Source organism: Acinetobacter legionensis, assembly GCF_048552295.1.
In the GTDB taxonomy this organism is placed as follows: Bacteria; Pseudomonadota; Gammaproteobacteria; order Pseudomonadales; family Moraxellaceae; genus Acinetobacter.
Genome location: NZ_JBIMCW010000002.1, coordinates 280,863 through 299,556, shown reverse-complemented (window position 1 = coordinate 299,556; position 18,694 = coordinate 280,863). Strand labels below are relative to the sequence as shown.

Annotated in this window: 18 protein-coding genes; 6 read left to right on the top strand and 12 right to left on the bottom strand. The window is 39.2% G+C overall.

All coding sequences use genetic code 11. The features are described 5' to 3' along the window. Positions 1–28: 28 nt before the first annotated feature. The 4 genes from ACG916_RS02970 (at position 29) to ACG916_RS02955 (ending at position 3,948) form a co-directional block, all read left to right on the top strand. Complete coding sequence (locus ACG916_RS02970) at positions 29–1,477, top strand: coniferyl aldehyde dehydrogenase (RefSeq protein ID WP_419327066.1); 1,449 nt, start codon at positions 29–31, stop codon at positions 1,475–1,477. A gap of 165 nt (positions 1,478–1,642) precedes the next feature. After that, positions 1,643–1,879 carry a 50S ribosomal protein L28 gene (gene rpmB / locus ACG916_RS02965; RefSeq protein ID WP_000048256.1) on the top strand — a complete coding sequence of 79 codons (237 nt, stop codon included), beginning with the start codon at positions 1,643–1,645 and terminating at the stop codon, positions 1,877–1,879. Between the two features lie 12 nt (positions 1,880–1,891). Then, positions 1,892–2,047 (top strand): 50S ribosomal protein L33, encoded by a 156-nt coding sequence (gene rpmG, locus ACG916_RS02960; RefSeq protein ID WP_003654787.1) that lies wholly within the window; start codon positions 1,892–1,894, stop codon positions 2,045–2,047. A gap of 182 nt (positions 2,048–2,229) precedes the next feature. Continuing rightward, positions 2,230–3,948, top strand: a complete 1,719-nt coding sequence (locus ACG916_RS02955; protein WP_336952164.1) for a cation:proton antiporter — start codon at positions 2,230–2,232, stop codon at positions 3,946–3,948. A gap of 235 nt (positions 3,949–4,183) precedes the next feature. Here ACG916_RS02955 and ACG916_RS02950 read toward each other — a convergent pair whose 3' ends face one another. The 5 genes from ACG916_RS02950 to ACG916_RS02930 form a co-directional block, all read right to left on the bottom strand. Next, positions 4,184–4,462: a hypothetical protein gene (locus tag ACG916_RS02950; RefSeq protein ID WP_336952165.1), complete on the bottom strand. Its 279-nt coding sequence runs from the start codon at positions 4,460–4,462 to the stop codon at positions 4,184–4,186. 108 nt (positions 4,463–4,570) lie between these two features. Continuing rightward, positions 4,571–5,074: a DUF6586 family protein gene (locus tag ACG916_RS02945; RefSeq protein ID WP_004718012.1), complete on the bottom strand. Its 504-nt coding sequence runs from the start codon at positions 5,072–5,074 to the stop codon at positions 4,571–4,573. A 221-nt stretch (positions 5,075–5,295) separates the two neighbouring features. After that, entirely contained in the window at positions 5,296–5,547 is a 252-nt protein-coding gene (locus ACG916_RS02940; protein WP_336952167.1) for an RNA recognition motif domain-containing protein, read from the bottom strand. An 86-nt stretch (positions 5,548–5,633) separates the two neighbouring features. After that, positions 5,634–7,625 carry an ATP-dependent helicase gene (locus ACG916_RS02935; RefSeq protein ID WP_419327065.1) on the bottom strand — a complete coding sequence of 664 codons (1,992 nt, stop codon included), beginning with the start codon at positions 7,623–7,625 and terminating at the stop codon, positions 5,634–5,636. A gap of 187 nt (positions 7,626–7,812) precedes the next feature. Further along, the gene (locus tag ACG916_RS02930; protein ID WP_419327064.1) at positions 7,813–8,949 is read right to left on the bottom strand and encodes a glycerate kinase family protein; all 1,137 of its coding nucleotides are present in this window, start codon (positions 8,947–8,949) and stop codon (positions 7,813–7,815) included. A 99-nt stretch (positions 8,950–9,048) separates the two neighbouring features. Here ACG916_RS02930 and ACG916_RS02925 point away from each other — a divergent pair, with 99 nt between their 5' ends. Beyond that, positions 9,049–9,498, top strand: a complete 450-nt coding sequence (locus tag ACG916_RS02925; RefSeq protein ID WP_419327075.1) for a carboxymuconolactone decarboxylase family protein — start codon at positions 9,049–9,051, stop codon at positions 9,496–9,498. Between the two features lie 188 nt (positions 9,499–9,686). Here ACG916_RS02925 and ACG916_RS02920 read toward each other — a convergent pair whose 3' ends face one another. The 5 genes from ACG916_RS02920 to ACG916_RS02900 all read right to left on the bottom strand — a co-directional run bounded on the left by ACG916_RS02920 (position 9,687) and on the right by ACG916_RS02900 (position 14,776). Then, complete coding sequence (locus tag ACG916_RS02920; protein ID WP_336952580.1) at positions 9,687–10,250, bottom strand: HdeD family acid-resistance protein; 564 nt, start codon at positions 10,248–10,250, stop codon at positions 9,687–9,689. A gap of 136 nt (positions 10,251–10,386) precedes the next feature. Next, on the bottom strand, positions 10,387–11,145 hold the full coding sequence (locus ACG916_RS02915; protein WP_336952169.1) for a hypothetical protein: 759 nt from the start codon (positions 11,143–11,145) through the stop codon (positions 10,387–10,389). A gap of 70 nt (positions 11,146–11,215) precedes the next feature. Beyond that, positions 11,216–13,858, bottom strand: coding sequence for a type I DNA topoisomerase (topA, locus tag ACG916_RS02910; RefSeq protein ID WP_419327063.1), 2,643 nt, complete (start codon positions 13,856–13,858; stop codon positions 11,216–11,218). A 26-nt stretch (positions 13,859–13,884) separates the two neighbouring features. Further along, on the bottom strand, positions 13,885–14,334 hold the full coding sequence (locus tag ACG916_RS02905; protein ID WP_336952172.1) for an ammonium transporter: 450 nt from the start codon (positions 14,332–14,334) through the stop codon (positions 13,885–13,887). A 106-nt stretch (positions 14,335–14,440) separates the two neighbouring features. Further along, positions 14,441–14,776, bottom strand: a complete 336-nt coding sequence (locus ACG916_RS02900) for a winged helix-turn-helix transcriptional regulator (protein ID WP_336952173.1) — start codon at positions 14,774–14,776, stop codon at positions 14,441–14,443. Positions 14,777–14,926: 150 nt separating this feature from the next. On the opposite strand from ACG916_RS02900, the gene ACG916_RS02895 reads away from it, so the two are divergent. Then, entirely contained in the window at positions 14,927–15,673 is a 747-nt protein-coding gene (locus ACG916_RS02895) for an SDR family oxidoreductase (protein WP_336952175.1), read from the top strand. Positions 15,674–15,776: 103 nt separating this feature from the next. Here the strand turns inward: ACG916_RS02895 and ACG916_RS02890 are convergent, their stop codons facing one another. Beyond that, the gene (locus ACG916_RS02890; RefSeq protein WP_419327074.1) at positions 15,777–16,814 is read right to left on the bottom strand and encodes a hypothetical protein; all 1,038 of its coding nucleotides are present in this window, start codon (positions 16,812–16,814) and stop codon (positions 15,777–15,779) included. Positions 16,815–16,954: 140 nt separating this feature from the next. After that, a complete protein-coding gene (locus ACG916_RS02885) occupies positions 16,955–18,694 on the bottom strand; it encodes an acetyl/propionyl/methylcrotonyl-CoA carboxylase subunit alpha (protein ID WP_419368147.1) in 1,740 nt (579 codons plus the stop codon).

The following is an 18,694-nucleotide window of genomic DNA, read 5'->3' as shown; positions in this document are numbered from 1 at the left end:
ATTAACCTATTCGTAAATGGTGTTTGTCATGAACAGTCATACAAAAACAAATTCAATGACTTCTTACTCACCTGAAGTTCAACGTATGCATGACATTCTTGAACAACAGAAAGTCGCTTATCAACGCTATCCTGTTCCTACAGCAAAGGAACGTATTGAACGTTTAGCTCGCTTAAAGAAAGTTCTCGTAAAATACCAAGATCAATTTGCAGAAGCAATCAATCAAGACTATGGGAATCGTTCGATCAGCGAAACTAAAATTGGTGAACTACTCACATGTTTAGAACAAATTAAATATTATAGCAAGCATTTAACAGCATGGATGAAACCATCTAAGCGCCATGTGTCTATCTTACACCAACCAGCCAAAGCTTGGGTGCAATATCAGCCTTTAGGTGTGATTGGAATTATTGCACCATGGAACTATCCATTGTTACTTTCTGTTGGTCCACTGATTTGTGCATTGGCTGCAGGAAATCACGCAATACTCAAAATTTCAAGTTCATCTTCTAATTTTGGCTTCGTACTTGAAAATGCACTCTCAGAAGCTTTTCCACAAGAATTGGTTGCCGTGGTGAATGGTGGTGGTCAAATTTCAGATGCATTTTCACATTTAGCATTCGATAAAATCATTTTTACTGGCTCTACCAATGTCGGTAAAACCGTCATGTCTGCTGCTGCCGAAAATCTAGTGCCTGTTATTCTTGAGCTTGGTGGTAAATCACCTGTAATCGTACATCCTTCAAGCGATCTCAATCTGGTCGCTGAACGTATTGCTTTTGGTAAATTATGGAACTCTGGTCAAACCTGTGTAGCACCAGACTATATGTTCCTACCTAGAGGAAAAACTGCCGAGTTTATTGAAAGCTTTAAACAAGTTGCAACAACAATGTATCCAACGATTCGTGACAATCAAGATTATACTAGTATTATCAACGATAAGCAGTATAACCGCGTTCAAGGTTATTTAGAGGATGCACGACAGCAAGGTGCTGAGCTGATTGAAATCAATCCTCAAAATGAAGAATTAGCAAGTGTACGTAAAATTGCGCCCACATTCTTAACAAGCGTCCTACCAACAATGGACATTATGAAGAATGAAATCTTTGGCCCAGTTCTTCCTATTATGGAATATGATCAAATTGACGATGTGATTGACTTTATTAATGGCAGACCGCGTCCACTTGCTTTATACTACTTCGACTTTGACAATGCCCGCGCAGAATACGTTTCCCAACGTACCCATTCTGGGCATTTCGGTCAAAATTCCGTAGTTACCCATGTTGCACAAGACGATTTACCATTTGGTGGCGTTGGCGCATCTGGTATGGGCAAATATCATGGCCCAGAAGGTTTCTTTGGTTTATCACATGAGCGTTCGGTAATGTCTATTCCTAAGCTATTTAGCTTAAAATTCATATTAGCGCCTTATGACAAAGCCATAAATAAGATTTTAGAGAAAACTTTCTTACGTTAACTGATCAAGGCATGATCTATCAAATTGGATCATGTTGCGTTTTGACGAATTCCGCTTGTCTTTTAAGCGGAATTTTGGTATAAAACGCCCCTTGAATGAATTCAATCCGTTTTATTTTGACTGGCCATACAGATTTGCTGTTGGCTAAATCAATGGAGTTACACCATGTCTAAGGTTTGCCAAGTTACCGGCAAGCGTCCAGTCGTTGGTAACAACGTCTCACACGCCAACAACAAAACTAAACGCCGGTTCGAGCCGAACCTGCATCACCACCGTTTCTGGTTAGAAAGCGAAAAACGTTTCGTACGTCTTCGTTTAACCACTAAAGGTATGCGTATTATCGACAAATTGGGCATTGAAAAGGTTGTTGCTGACCTTCGTGCTCAAGGTCAAAAGATCTAAGGAGTCTGAACCATGCGTGATAAAATTCGCTTAGTTTCTACTGCTGGTACAGGTTATTTCTATACCACTACTAAGAACAAACGTACTATGCCGGAAAAAATGGAAATCAAAAAATTTGATCCAAAAATCCGTCAACACGTAATCTTCAAAGAAGCTAAAATTAAATAATTTTAGTTTTCTTAAAAAATACGATCCATTTGGATCGTTTTTTTTGCCTTTTTTTTCTTCGACTTGTTAAACTCTTTAACGAATTTGGCACTGATTGTGCATTTTATATGGCTTTATACAAAGTCATTACCTTAAGAAATGATTTTTTGAATGATTTCTCCTGAAGATTTAAGGAGTATTTAGTGCCTCATGATGTAGATCTGATTATTTTACTTGCAGTTGGTTTTGGTATAGCACTGATTTTTGGCTATATCGCTGCACGATTACGCCTACCACCTTTGATTGGTTATTTAATTGCGGGAATTATCATCAGCCCCAATACCCCAGGTGTTGTTGCAGATATCGCGCTGGCCAATCAGCTTGCTGAATTAGGTGTCATGTTCTTAATGTTCGGTGTTGGGATGCATTTTTCACTGAATGATTTAATGCAAGTCCGAAAAATTGCCCTGCCTGGTGCGATTTTACAAATTGCAGTTGCCACATTACTCGGTATGGCTGTTTCCATTTTTTGGGGTTGGAGCTTTGGCTCTGCGCTGGTCTTTGGCTTAAGTTTATCTTGTGCAAGTACTGTGGTTTTACTCAAAGCATTAGGCGACAAAGGACTGCTTAACTCGGTGAATGGTAAGATTGCCGTTGGTTGGTTGTTGGTCGAAGATCTGGTCATGGTTTTAGTCCTCGTTCTACTGCCTGCAACAGCAGTACTTTTAGGCGGACACACCATTGCAGGGCATGAATCTGATCAAAATATTTGGTTAACACTCGGTATTACCCTATTAAAAGTGACAGGTTTTATTGCATTTATGCTGATTATTGGGAAACGACTTGTCCCAATGATTATGCAATATGTGGCACGTTTAGGCTCTAGAGAGCTTTTTACATTAACTGTGGTCGCAGCAGCAGTATCCATCGCATATGGCTCATACGCAATCTTCGGTGTTTCTATGGCACTTGGAGCATTCTTTGCCGGGATGGTGGTTAAGGAATCAGATTTTAGCCATCGTGCAGAAGAGGAAACCTTACCTTTACGAGAAATTTTTTCGATCCTATTTTTCGTTTCTGTCGGAATGTTATTTGATCCGCGTATCCTTGTGGAACAGCCTCTGCATATTTTAGCGGTCATCGCCATTATTATGATTGGTAAGACGTTAGCTGCAATGGCATTGGTATTATTTTTCCGTTATCCCATCAACACAGCATTAACAGTGGGTGCCAGTCTGGCACAAATTGGTGAGTTTTCCTTTATTCTCGCAACTTTAGGCTTATCGCTGGGATTGCTTAGTCCTGAAGCACAAAACTTAATCTTAGCGGGTGCTTTATTTTCCATCACGCTCAATTCATTCCTATTTTCTGCGATTGAACCAGTACAAAACTGGATCCGTGAGCGTTCGCATTTAGCACGCTTACTTGAACGTAGTGGTGACCCATTGGCGATGCTTCCAGATGAAGTCGATCAAGCGTATTTACGCGATCAAGTGGTGATTGTTGGTCATGGTGAAGTCGGACGTCGTATAACCAAAACATTGATGGATGATGGCATCAAAGTGGTTATCGCTGAAGAGAACCGCGAGATTGTAGAGAATTTGCGTGAAAAAGGCATTGCTGCGGTTTCTGGTCGAGCAACTGAACCCAGTGTATTGATTCAAGCCCATATCCAACATGCACGACTATTGGTGATTTCACCGATGGATATTGTAGATATTCATAAAATTGTCGATACGGCCAAGCTACTTAATCCAGAAATTCAAGTGTTAGTCTGTGCTGAAAATAAAGAAGAAGCTGAAGTGATCCGTAAAGACAATGTTGGTGAAGTGTATTATGCAAAAGAAGAAATGGCGAAAAACATGAGTAATCATATTTTAAACCAAATCCAAATTGCTCATCATCATGAACCCACACATTGAAATAGGGCTATCGTCAAAACTCACTTAAAGCAACTGAACATTTATTTGTGAAAGTTTGCTTATTCGTGGTGTTTACCTCCAATAGTGGCATGAATGCCACTATTGGACAAAGATATAGCTTTTATAATTTGATATCTTCTTTTGATATCCTCTATGAATATCATGCTATTGACATACAAAGAAAAACGCACTCGAAAGTGCGTTTATTGTATTTATTCTAGAATAAATGAAATCACTAGCTCATAAATTTTGGTTGTTCATCTACAACTTCAGCGTGCCATTCATCTGCCTGTTTTTCAAGTAACGCAAATAATGCAGCTTGAATCATCTGTTGCGCAATCGCTGGCGTTTGATCACCCAGTAGTGCTTTCACTTCTTCATTAAATTGAATAGTGACCAATGGCTCTTTTTCAGAACCTGCATTACGCAGTGCCAGCTCCCCACCTTCGAGCTGTACCAACTCCAAAATAGCTTCCTGATTTCCAAATAACTCTTTTAACTGTTCGATAGACATAAATCCTCCATGCTCAACATGGGGCAAGGTGCTGAATGCACTTTGCATCTTGTAGATATTTTATATAGTCATTTAAAACAAAATTTCAAGTATATCTGATCAAAAAGATCAGAATTCAACCATTTCATTACGAAAACCATCAATAAGCTGCGATAAATCTCGGTGCCACTCTCTTAGAATCTTTGTATCAGGCAACCAAGCTTGTGGTGTTTGAGTCACTTTGATAATTAAGTTTGATGATGTTTCATCTTCTGGTTCTGGTGCACTTGGCTCAGGTGCATACTGACAAAGTCGATATGCTCTTTTGAGTTCGGCAATAAATCCTTCTTTGGCTAATTTTTGCATCACTAAAACTTCTGGTGATACTTGTCCTTTAGCCGCCATATTTTCTTCGATTGACTTTAAGGTTGGGGAAAAATCATTTAAACGGTAATAACGTACCAACTCTTGCAGAAAGGCTAAAACCGCACCATGTAAATGAAATACTGCTGCTTCACGATGTGCTTGAGCTTGTTGAACATTTTCAGTTTGTTCTCCTTGCATACATGCAAGACGAGCAAAGTAAAGTTTTTGATTGGTACGGTCTGCATGAAAGCGAGCTACACGTGACATGGAAGTTCCCTAAGATTTTGGCATTCTTTACAGTCTTAGCTTAATCTTTATTGAACAAAAATCACAATGAATTTTATCCATGTTGTATGTCAATAAAATAGATAGCGCTCGTTTTTACAAAAATATCAGTTTAAGTTTTTATTTTTATCATGATTTGGCGAGATCATTTAAATACTAAAATAAAAAAAGGAGCAATAAATGCTCCTTAGAATATCTGCCAATTATGCTTCTGGCTTATCTTCCGCTGCTTTTACACGAATTCCATGACCATGTAAGCGCAAAGTATTCAAAGCTTTAATCGCTTTAACTGCTTCTCTACCATGTGGCATTTCAACAAAAGCAAAACCTTTCGATTTTCCTGTTGCCGTATCAAGCACTAAAGTACAAGTATCTACTGTACCATATTGCTTAAATAACTCTAACAATTCAGCTTCAGTTACAGTACGTTCTAAATTACGAACTAAAATTTTCATCTCACAACCTTAAAATATAAACGAGGCAAAAAACATCAAAAAGCACTCGCCTACCTACTTTTTGAATGAAAAACGATTGCTATAGTTTAATCTAGATCTATACCAAAATCTAAATTAATCGCCCGACGCTCGATTAAGGCACTTTTTACAGTTTGCTCTCGCTGTCTGTAGTGGGTTTCTGTAGTACATAAATTTCGAGTTAAGTCATTGAGAAAATAACTTTCAATCTTACGACCTTGTTCATCCGTTTGCGTATGGGCCCAAAAACTTAAATTTTGTTTGGTTAAAATAAGTTCATTTTGGGCGCGTGTTAAAGCCACATAAAGCACACGACGCTCTTCCTCAACTTCATCGAAATTTCCTTGAGCACGTGCATTAGGATATTGCCCCGCAGAGACATTTGCCACATAGCAAACCTTTTGTTCTGTACCTTTCGCAGAATGGATCGTAATTAAAGTCACCACATCATCTTGCGACTGACGTTCAATTTCACTGATTGAAACAGGATCAAGCACATATTCTTCTAAGAACTCGCTCAGTTGGGTATGTTTAGATGCCAATTGCTTAACCAAATCAAAATCACCCACCCGTTTATGCCAATCTTTTTTGGCATAATTTTCTTCAAGTTGATTGAGAATAGCCTCTACACCGAGTTTTACACAGGCTTCAACTTCAGTTTTCAATACACTCATTTGCTTCATAATCAGCAATGTATTGTCAGGAATGCGTCCAAACTTTTCTAATTTTTCTGTGATTTTCTCAATATCTGCATCCAGTAAGAGCTGTTGCGCCAGCTTACTCGCACCGACATCGCCCACGCCATTCCACAAGGTTAAAAACCGCATCCATGCAATATCATCCAATGGATTGGCAATAACACGCAATAAGCTCAGTAAGTCTTTAACATGCGCTGTTTCAAGTAACTTCATCCCACCAATAAATCGGTAAGGAACATTGGCTTGGATAAAAGCAGCCTCAATATGTCTTGCCGCAAAGGCTGAGCGCACCAACACCATGTGGTCATGCCAAGCTGAACCTTCTAATAAATGTCGCTCTTTGATGTCGATCGCGATCCATTTTGCTTCATCAAACTCGTTTGGAAAAACATGCATTCGCGGTTTAATGCCTTCACCACGATAAGCTTCAAGTTTTTTATCGTAATGAATATCGCTTTGATCAAGCAACCAGTTTGAAAAATCTAAAATTTCTTGAGTAGAGCGATAATTTTTTTCTAATTTAAAAATCTCTGCATCTGGTACACGTTCTTTAAAATGGTGGATATTTTCAAAATCCGCACCACGAAAACCATAAATTGACTGTGCATCATCCCCCACACAGAACAATGATGTTTTGTCTTTTAATGGTTCAAGAATCGCCCATTGCAAAGGATTGGTATCCTGCATTTCATCAACTAGCATGTACTGACATAAGCCCGCGACATAATCTGCTAAGCCATCCGACTGAGCCAAAGCAGAAGCAACCACGGCGAGAATATCGTCGTAATCTAGAAAACTACGTGCCCGCTTTCGGGTTTCGTACTCTTTCATGATTTCAGCAATTTGGTCTTTATCATCTAAAAACTCAGGCAATTGCTTTTCTAAAGCCAAACTTAGTTTTTGTCGGGTATTACGCGCAAAGGAATATAAATCACAAAGCTGTTGTGGTTTGGGTAAAGCGTTGGGATTCTTTTTATCGTCTTTTCCACGAATCAAACGAAACAGCATCAATTGATCATCACGATCTATAATCGAAAATTGATCTAATCCAAAAGCTTTTGGCACGCGTCTGAGTAAATACATGCAGAAGGTATGAAATGTAGATGCTCGTAACCCTTTGGCCTGATCACCTAAAGCAAGTTCTACTCGCGCCACAATCTCGCTGGCAGAACGGCGGGTAAATGTCAGAATTTGGATTTGATTGGCAGGAATGCCCTGATCAATGAGATATGCAGCTCGTGCCACAATGGTTTTGGTTTTGCCACAACCTGCCCCAGCAAGAACTAGACTATGTTTTTTTTCAGTCGTAGCAGCTTGTTTTTGTTGAGGGTTTAATTCATCAATCAGGTTGGCTAAACTCATTTTCACTCATCATTTTATGGATGGCTGCTAGTTTAGCAGAGCTATAGTGAAATTATTCATTTTAACCCAAGAATCAAGTCGTGAATTGACGCTTAAATCAGGACATAAAAATGAAGAAAAACTCAAGACAATAAACTTCCCCTATCTTTTGGAGAGATTAAAGAAAGGCTTCAACAATAAAAACAGCTTATAACCTTAACAACCGTGTCACATTTTCACTACAGCGTTCTAAATTTTGCTCACCATGCTTTAATGCCGTGGCTAAATCACATGCTCCATCAACAATACCAAAAATTGCACTAAAGCCTTCTGCATAAAGCTCATCGACGCCTTCACCGATATGCCCTGCAAAAGCAATCACAGGTTTATTCAACTGCTTGGCAACTTGCGCCACACCAAAAGGCGTTTTGCCAAACTTGGTTTGAAAATCAATACCGCCCTCACCAGTAAACACATAATCCGCTTGTGCAATTTTATCCTCAAGTTGGGTTTCTTTAATCACGATTTCTATACCAGAGCGTATTTTTGCTCCTGTAAAAACCATAAGTCCGAAACCCAAACCGCCTGCAGCACCAGCACCCTGAATATTTGCCACATCCACATGCAATTGTTGTTTCACCAACATAGCAAAATGATCAAGATTTTGATCTAAGATCCCAACCATCTCAGCAGTTGCTCCTTTCTGTGGTGCAAAAATAAAAGAAGCACCATTTGGACCACATAATGGATTGTTTACATCACTGGCAATAATAATCTCAGTCGCTTTTAAACGCGCATCGAGTTGTGAAAGATCAATGCTTTTGATCTGTTGAAGCTGCCCACCACCCACATCTACAGGATGGTTGTTTTCATCTAAAAATTTTGCCCCTAAAGCCTGTGCCATCCCAGCACCAGCATCATTGGTGACGCTCCCACCTAGACCAATAATGATTTTATCAACACCCAAATCTAAAGCGGCTTTAATCATTTCCCCTGTACCCAGAGTTGATGTCACCAAAGGATTACGTTGGGATTTTTCGATCAAATGAATACCATTTGCCATCGCCATTTCTATAACAGCCGTTTGACCGCCATCAATTAATCCCCAATAGGTGGATATTCGTTGCTGAACCAGTGGACCAGTGACCTCAATATATACTTTACGACCACTTCGTGCAGCGACCAAAGCATCGACTGTTCCCTCACCACCATCTGCCATAGGTACATGAATAAACTGTGCATCAGCAATGACTTTTTCAATGCCACGTTGCATTGCAAAACAAGCTTGTTCGGCTGTCATACTTTCTTTAAATGAGTCAGGCGCAAGAACAAAAACTTTAGACATGAGCAAATGCATTTTGATGAGATTCAAAAATTAACATAACGATTTTTCGAGTATAGATAAACTAATAAATTCATAATTAAGACTAAAGAAATGACAACTATGCAACGTGTAAACCTTGGGAAGACCGCCCCAGAACTATATAAAACGGTCATCGAGCTTGAGAATTTATCTATGCAAAAAGTTCTGCAAGCTGGGCTTGATGTTGGATTCTCTCATTTGCTCAAATTAAGAGCCTCGCAAATTAACCAATGTGCTTTCTGTGTTCGTATGCATACCCAAGATGCAATTAAAGCGGGCGAGTCAACCGATCGTATTGCCTTGATTAGTGCTTGGCGTGAGAGTGAATACTTTACTGAAAAAGAACGTGCGGCCTTAATTTTAATTGAAGAGATTACTTTAATTGCCAATCAACATTTTCCAGATAACGCTTATGAGCAAGCTGCACAGCATTTATCTAGTGATGAAATTACAGCGATTGAATGGATTGCGATTGTGATCAATACATGGAACCGTATCGCCATTTCTAGCCAGTATAAAGTTGCAAAGTAAGCTGCTTTTTAGCACTTTAATCAATTTATCTAGGCAACACTTCGCTTTTCAAGCGTGTTAATTAAGATAAGATTTAACTGAATACTGCTCTAGTTGCATAAATATTTACGCCAAAATGCAAAATGCCTGATGTCATTCATCAGGCATTTTATTAAAAGCGTATACGATTTCAAATATCAAGTGAAACCTTAATGACTCGCTGGAGGGATGTGTTTAATTGCTGCTGCGAAGGTAAGATAGTTCACTCCTTGGAATAAAATATCCACACCTAAAAATAATCCGAGTACCCAAAAAGGAGAATCAGGTGATGCCAAAATAATTGCGCCTGTTGCCAATGTTAAAAGCCCTGAAAATAATGTCCAACCCCATCCAGACATTGGTTTCAACATAAAAGCATTAAAAATACGAATAAAACCGCCAATCAATAAAGCAATTGCCAGTAAATTGGTTAATACCACTGCAGTGGTAATCGGAGATTTAAAGGCATAATAACCCGCTGCGATATACAACACACCAAACAACGCCCAAAGCCAACGGAAACCGCCATCAAAAATTTTAAATGCTGCAATCAGGTGTAAAGCCCCACCGATCATCATTAAAGCACCAAACAATGCAACAACTGTCAATGTTGCCATACTCAGTGAAGCCAATAGCACTAATCCAAAAATCACCAATAAAGCTCCAAGCAGAAGATACCATTTACGGTTTTCATGGAGTTGATGACGAACTAAATCATTTCCTACAGTACGCATATTCTTCTCTTGGTTGTTATTCATTGATTTTATTGTTGATCTAATTCAGTTGTTTGTCTGTATAAAATCTGCATCTATACGAAAATAAAGCTTTATTTGAGCAGAATCTTAGCGATAAATTGCACAGGTCTATATGCTACTTCACCCATCCCATTTCTTGTGCAGTGAGTCGACTGATCATAGTATCTGCTAGTTCTTCAGGTGTTTTGCTTTTACTTTCTGAAAGCGGAATATATCCACCCATGATTTCTGCACGTGGTTGCGGGTAGCGTGGTTGTTGCTCAGGATTTGCATAGCCTGTTGGATAGAGTGGCTGCCCTGTTTTAAAATCATATTTATCTTTGGCGCCAAAGGTATGTAATAACTCATGTACAAGAACAACCTTATTACTCGAACTTTGCTTTCGCGATGCAAATAGATTCACCGAGCCAATACGTCCACGTTCCAATGCAGTGGAGTGCTTCAATACTTTCAGCAACTTCGGATCATAATAATTTAAATACAGGGTCACCGATGGTGAGCCATCTTCTCCTTGATGCTGTTTCCATGCATAAAATCTAAATTTTAAGCTCCACAGAACTGTATCCAATATACGGCCTGATTCTGGAAACTTAGGTGGCAAAGTATCTAATTCACGTCCAAGTTGAAAATGGAACGAAATCGGTTGTCCACGAAATACTTGAGACTGCAAACTTAAATAATGTTTAATTTCTTCAAGATCATCTGTTGAAATTTGCTGAATATAGACTGATGTGGAGCGTTGACCATCTGCATTAATTGGATGTAATAAAACAAAGATGGGCTTGCTCCAATCTTGGTTCATATCACGCCAAGCATTCACTGCAACAATCAGCAGAATGATCAGTAAAATACCAACTCGAATCTTTTTCCACATTGATTATATTCTCAATTTTTAATTGCAATAAAAATGCTGACCTAGGCCAGCATTTTTAAATATCTATGAATTAAGCTTCTACCCATTTCCCATCTTGGTAGACCAAAGACCATTTGGTTTGTTTACCTTCTGGGGTCTCTGAACCAATATATTGCGCTTGGTTTTTACGGCTAAACTTAACCAATGTTGGATTACCATCTGGATCTTGATCAGGTGCTTGCAAGATAAACTGATACTTAGGATCAAGTTGATCTGCAACTGAACGTAACTCCGCAACCTTCGGTGCACGTGTTTCGCGTACTTTAGGGAATTTGCTTGCAGCCAAGAATAACCCCGCTGCTCCATCACGTAGAACAAAGTAATCATCATGTTTGACTGAACGTAAATGTTCCATTTTGATTGGGTCGACACGAGGTGGCGCTGGCTGACCATTTTTCAGAACTTTACGGGTATTGTCACAACTCATACAAGCGAAATATGGACCAAAACGACCTGTTTTTAACTGCATCTCGCCATCACATTTATCACATGGAATGGTTGGACCATCATAACCCTTGATTTTGAACTCGCCTTCTTCCAGCTCGTAACCATCACAATCCGGGTTATTACCACAAATATGTAACTTGCGACCACCATCAATCACATAGCTGTCCATTGCCGTACCACATATTGGACAACGTTTTTTCGACATTAAGTCAGCAGTTTCAGCACTGTCATCATCAGAAAGTATAGCCAACGACTCAACTGGTGTTAAATTCAACGTCCCTTTACAGCGTTCTTTTGGTGGCAAGTTGTAGCCAGAACAACCAAGGAAGACACCCGTTGTACCAGTACGAATCTGCATCGGACGTTCACATTCTTTACAGTGAACAGCTTCAACTTCTACAGGTTGATTACGGCGCATACCGTTTTCACCCTGTGCTGTAGTTAAACGCTTTTTAAAATCACCGTAGAAACTATCTAACAGCTCTTTCCAATTACGTTCACCATCTGCAACTTTATCCAATTGACCTTCCAAATCTGCAGTAAATGCATAATTCATCAGGTTATTAAAATTCTCGTCTAGACGATCGGTAACAATTTCTCCCATCTTCTCTGCAAAAAGACGCCGATTGTCGAGTTTGACATAGCCACGATCTTGAATCGTAGAAATAATCGCAGCATAGGTAGATGGACGACCAATACCACGTTTTTCTAATTCTTTAACTAAAGATGCTTCAGTAAAACGTGCAGGGGGTTTAGTGAAATGTTGAGAAGGATCAAGTTTCTCAAGTTTTAGAATTTCACCCACTTTGACTGCTGGTAATAAAACATCATCATCAGACTTGTTCTGACCACGCACTTTGGTAAAACCATCAAAAACTAAAGTACGACCTTTGGCCTTGAGTTCTACACCATTGGCATCAACCAAAATCGTTGAGGATAAATACTCTGCTGGAGTCATTTGACATGCAACAAATTGACGCCAGATCAAATCATATAAACGTTGTGCATCACGCTCAACACCCGCCAAACTATCGCCTTTTAAGGCAACATTGGAAGGACGAATCGCTTCATGGGCTTCTTGCGCATTGGCTTTATTCCCATAACGATTTGCTTTAGCAGGTAAGTACTTTGCACCAAATTCAGTTTCAATATGATTACGCACCATACTGACAGCATCATCACTCAAGAATGTTGAGTCAGTACGCATATAAGTAATAAAACCAGCTTCATATAAGCGCTGTGCCAGCATCATGGTTTTCTTCACTGAGAAACCTAAGCGAGTACTAGCAGCTTGTTGCAAAGTTGACGTTATATAAGGCGCACTTGGATTGACCTTAGTTGGCTTATCTTCGCGTGTTGCAACTTTATATTCAGCATTTTTTAAAATTTTCAATAAAGCATCAGTTTGCGCTTTATTTTGTAATTTTAATGTTTTGCCAGCTTGCTTGACTGCTTCTAAACGAATTTCATCTTTTGCAGATTGGGTATCTGCAAAAACTTGCCAGTATTCTTCAGGAATAAAGGCACGAATCTCACGTTCACGCTCGACCACCAATTTTACCGCAACCGACTGTACACGCCCTGCAGAGAGGCCACGCGCAATCTTTTCCCACAGTAGTGGTGAAACCATAAAGCCAACCACGCGGTCGAGAAAGCGACGAGCCTGTTGCGCATTCACACGGTTTAAATCTAGGCGTGTAGGTTGCTTAAATGCTTCTTGAATGGCATTTTTGGTAATCTCGTTAAAGACCACACGATGGTAACGGCTATCATCACCACCAATCACTTCTCTTAAATGCCAAGCAATCGCTTCCCCTTCTCTATCCAAATCCGTTGCGAGATAGATTTCATCTGCATCTTTGGCCAGTTTTTTCAGTTCAGCGACGACATGTTCTTTGCCTGGAAGCACTTCATATTTAGCTTTCCAGCCATGCTCAGGATCAACCCCCATACGATTGACTAAAGCGGATTGTGCCTTTTCAGCCTTCTGTTCATCCGTCAATTTGGTACGTGTTGCTGGTTTTTTTTCTGTCGATTTACTTGAACCACCTGTAGGCAAGTCACGAACATGACCTACCGAAGACTTCACAATGTAATTTGAGCCTAAATATTTATTAATCGTTTTCGCTTTTGCAGGCGACTCCACAATCACTAGTGCACGTTTTTTCCCAGCATCAGGAGAATTTGCTGTTGTGCTTTTGGATGTGGACCGAGGAGCGTTCGCCATAATAAACCACTGTTCCTATTATTAAGTTAAATTTCAGCCAATTTAAGTAAATATGCCTTCATATCATCAAGCTGTGTTGCTCTGAGGTCAGATTCTTCATCCCAATAAAGCCCTACACAGTTGGCCTGCATATCAATAGCATAAATCCCTTTTAATGCAATGGGAAAATCTTTAAATTTCTCATCACCGAGGACCACTTGAAGCTTTTGCTCTGCTACACGGGCGCGCATCAAAGCTAAGCGTGCATCTGGAATAAGTACACTATAATAAGCCACCATACTCGCACGAGACTCTGTTGCCATTGGGATTTTCGTCCACTCTGGTGCAGCCACTAAACGTGGGTGTAAGCCCATCTTACGTGCTTTCTCTCGCATTAAACCTAATGCTTTTTCTCTAGGGCTTACGCGTAAGCCAAAAATCGAGCCCAATACAAAAACAATAATAACGAGCGCAACCCAAAGACCAGTGTGTTCCATAGTTCACCTTTTAATTCCTATATTAGAGTTGCATAAGCTGAATATAAAACGCAAGTTTAAAATTAAAATTACCTGCAATTACTCATTTTGAGGACAGTTTAATCTCTTATTTTTCATTCATATTTTTTTCATAAAACTCCATCCAGATTCCCAATGACTGAATAGAGTTTTCCAACGTTTGTCCCAATTCGGTGATTTGATATTCCACTCTAGGTGGTACTTCTGGGTAAATCTGCTTTGTTATAAGTTGGTATCGCTCAAGCAATTTTAAATGTTTCGACAGCTCTTTTTGTGGAATAGGCGCTAAAGCCTTTTGTAATTGGCTAAACCGAACAGGATGTTTTGCTTCAATAAGATGATAGACAATCGGCAACACCCATTTTCCTGAAAATAATGCAACAAATCGCATAATCGAACAATTTTGCTCATATTGCAGTGTCATTATTTTTCACCTTACATAAAGCTACATTTTATAGTATATGAGTTTAGTCTATTTCAAACCAGACAACGACTAAGTCACCAGTTGGTAAGTACTTACTTTCGCAAATAAATTTCCACAATATAAGAGTCTTTAGACAATTTAGTGAACAATATGCGATTAAAGAATAAAACGGTTTTAATTACAGGTGCAACCAGTGGAATCGGTTTTGCAGCCGCACAACGAGCAATAGAAGAAGGTGCTTTTGTTGTATTTACAGGCAGAAATCAAGACCAAATTTTGCAAACACAAAATCAACTCGGTACGCAAAGCTTGGGCATCTCATGTGATCATTCCAATTTAGCATCTCAAGATAATTTCACTCAAAAAATACAAGAATTATCAATTAAATTCGATGTAATTTATATCAATGCTGGTAATGTCACACATGAGGCATTTGGTCAATGGACAACTGAACAATTCGATGTGATTTTCAACACCAATGTAAAAGGCCCATTTTTTCTTATTCAAAATTTGCTTTCAATGATCAATCCCCATGCCTCAGTCATTTTATGTGGTTCGACCAGTATTCATATTGCCTTAGAGAAAAGTAGCGTTTACGCCGCATCTAAAATCGCTTTACGCTCTTTAGCCAAAACATTATCTAGAGAGCTTTTAGCGCATCAAATACGTTTTAACTTACTCTCCCCAGGACCAACTTTAACACCAGCCCTTAACAAAGTCGCCAATACCCCCGCTGAGACCGAACAACTTAAAGTCAGTATTGAAAATCTGGTACCAATTAAAAGATTGGCAGATCCTATAGAAATCGCCAATGCCTTTATTTATCTTGCTTCAGATGAAGCTAAATTTATAGTGGGTAGCGAACTATTAATAGATGGAGGTGTCGCAAATTTATAAGAACGTACAGACTTATCAAAACAGGATCTATAACTCAATAAAAAAGCGTTTAACATTAAATCTAATCGCTTTTTTGTTTTGCTCTGATAACTTCAAGTTTGGTCTAATTTAAGTACATTTCATGACTATAAACAACTTCATGACCATTCCAGTAAATATAGCCTTTTTCAATCAACTCTTTAAGCAATAAACGAATATCTGACTTTGGAAACATTTGTTCCAATAAATCTCGTAACGCATAAATATCTTTAGGTTTATCTGTTTTTAGATCATTCAATTTATGGATGACTTCGATTTGTACAGGATCTATTTTTTCAAAGTTTTTAAATAAAACATTGTGTACCAAACTCACCGAATCTTGCTGATCAACTTCTTGTAAAACTCGATCCGAGTCCGCACATAATTTTTCTAAAAATTGATCAATTTTTTCAATTTTAATATTAGCTTGTGCTACGGATTCTGTCTCAGTTAGGTTTACTAAAACAGGAGATTCAATATCAAGAGCTGTCCATTGCTTCAACACTTTTTTACGGTAAGCAACTTGATCATCAAAGCGTTTGACAATTTTCAAATTGATTAACATTCCAACAAGATGTTGAGCTTTTTCTGGAACAATTTGCAAAATATTAACAATAGAATTTTTCAATTTCTCAATCGTATTTGGTTTGCCAGTCATTTCTCCCAAAGCATCACAATACTTCTTCACCATGATTAAATATGGCTTATTTTTAATCGCTTGTAGACTTGGTATTGAGTATTTGTTGCGTTGACGCTCTAGCGTCGACTGAACTTGAATAAAACTGCAATCAAGATCAGCACTACGCATTAGATCTAACAATAAGCGACAGCTTGGCACTGCAGAAATTACGTCAATCTTAATTTCAGGTTCTAATAATGCCAATAGTTGTCCCACCACAACTGCATATTCATATTCTTTTTCAGATGCATTCGGTACCTCTAAAATCACCACCTGGCCACTGCTCACCCAGCCTGAAAACTCAGTTAAGTCTTCTAGAGAGTACTGAAATTGCCCTGTGCAATTGAAAAGATAGAGTGTCGGGTAATGTTCAATAATCTCCCTCAGGATATTGGCTGTAGGCATATTATTTTCAAGATCGAGAAGAACAGCTTTATTCGGCATGGTCAAAAATTTTGCGACTGAACAGTGCCAAGCATTACAACTAGCTTTCAACAAAAGGTCAAATAAAATTGGAAATTTAATCCTAAACTCCCAATTCCACCTGATTTAAATTTATAAGTTTTAAATTTTAAAGATAAATATCATTGGATTGTTGCAATCACTTGATCTGCATAACAGGTTGCACCTACCTCTTTAAGCAATTGAATTAGACCATCTTGATGAGCCAAAACTTGAACTTCCATTTTCATGGCTTCCATAATTGCCACAACTTGCCCTGCACTCACTTGCTCGCCAGCTTGGACTTTCCAAGAAATGATTGCCCCATTAATGGGTGCTTGTACATCTTCAGGTTTAAGCGCTAACTCTGGTGTTTGCGTCTGTTGTAGATCAGCCTGAACTGCACCTTGAGCAAACATCCCTGCAGGTAACCCTAGACGATGTAATTTTCCATCTATTTCAATATAACTCAAAATCATAGGCTGTTGATGCTGAGGAATCGTACGTCGAGTTGATTTTAAGTCTTGTTTAAAGTCATTTTCAATCCAACGCGTATGTACTTTAAATTCGTCGATAAAATCAGGCTCATTCAGCACGGCTCGATGAAAATCTAAAACTGAAGCCACACCCTCAATTTTAAACTGCTTTAAAGCACGTTTTGCGCGGCGTATTGCGATTTCACGCGTTTCCCCCGTCACAATCAGCTTTGCCATTAAAGAATCGAAATGGCTGGAAACCAGAGAGCCTGTGCGCACGCCAGTATCGACACGCACACCATGACCAAAAGGTGCTTCAAATAAACTTAGTGTACCAAATGCTGGAATAAAACCACGGCTAGGGTCTTCTGCATTGATACGAAACTCAATGGCATGACCTTGTGCTTTAGGGGTTTCTTTGATCGATAACTCTTCGCCCAAAGCCACCTGAATTTGCTCAACCACCAAATCAACGCGCGCTGTTTCCTCCGTCACAGGATGTTCAACTTGCAACCGCGTATTGACTTCTAAAAATGATAGCGTCCCGTTTTGACTCAATAAATACTCGACTGTCCCTGCTCCAACATACTGAGCAGCCTGACAAATATTTTTTGCTGAAGTTAAAATCTCTTGGTAAATCTTGTCACTGATAAATGGTGCTGGAGATTCCTCAACTAATTTTTGATTACGACGCTGTAAAGAACAATCACGTGTGCCTAAAACCACCACATTTCCATGTAAATCAGCAATAACTTGCGCTTCAACATGACGTGGATTATCTAAGTATTGCTCAACAAAACATTCACCTCGACCAAATGCAGCTTGTGCTTCACGTACAGCAGAGTCATAAAGTTCTTTCACTTCTTCAAGTTTCCAAACCACTTTTAAGCCACGTCCACCACCACCAAAGGCTGCTTTAATTGCAATTGGCAATCCATATTGTTTTGCAAAAGCTAAAGCCTCATCTGCATTGTTCAAAGGGTCTTGTGTGCCTTGTACCAATGGAGCACCTACTGAAGCAGCGATTTTACGTGCTTCAATTTTGTCACCCAACTTGGTAATTGCTTCAGGAGATGGACCCACCCACTTCAATCCTGCGTCAATCACGGCTTGTGCAAACTCAGCCCGTTCTGACAAAAAACCATAACCCGGATGCACCATCGTGGCTTTTGATTTTTTAGCAATATCAATAATGGCATCAATATTTAAATAGGTTTCTTTTGCAGTTGCCCCAACCAAACCCCACGCTTCATCTGCAAGTTCGACATGCAAACTGCCAATATCGTCATCTGCATACATCGCCACTGAAGCAATGTCCATATCCCGACAAGCATGGATAATACGCACAGCAATTTCACCACGATTGGCAATCAATAATTTTTCATTTACATATTTTTGCTGGTTCAT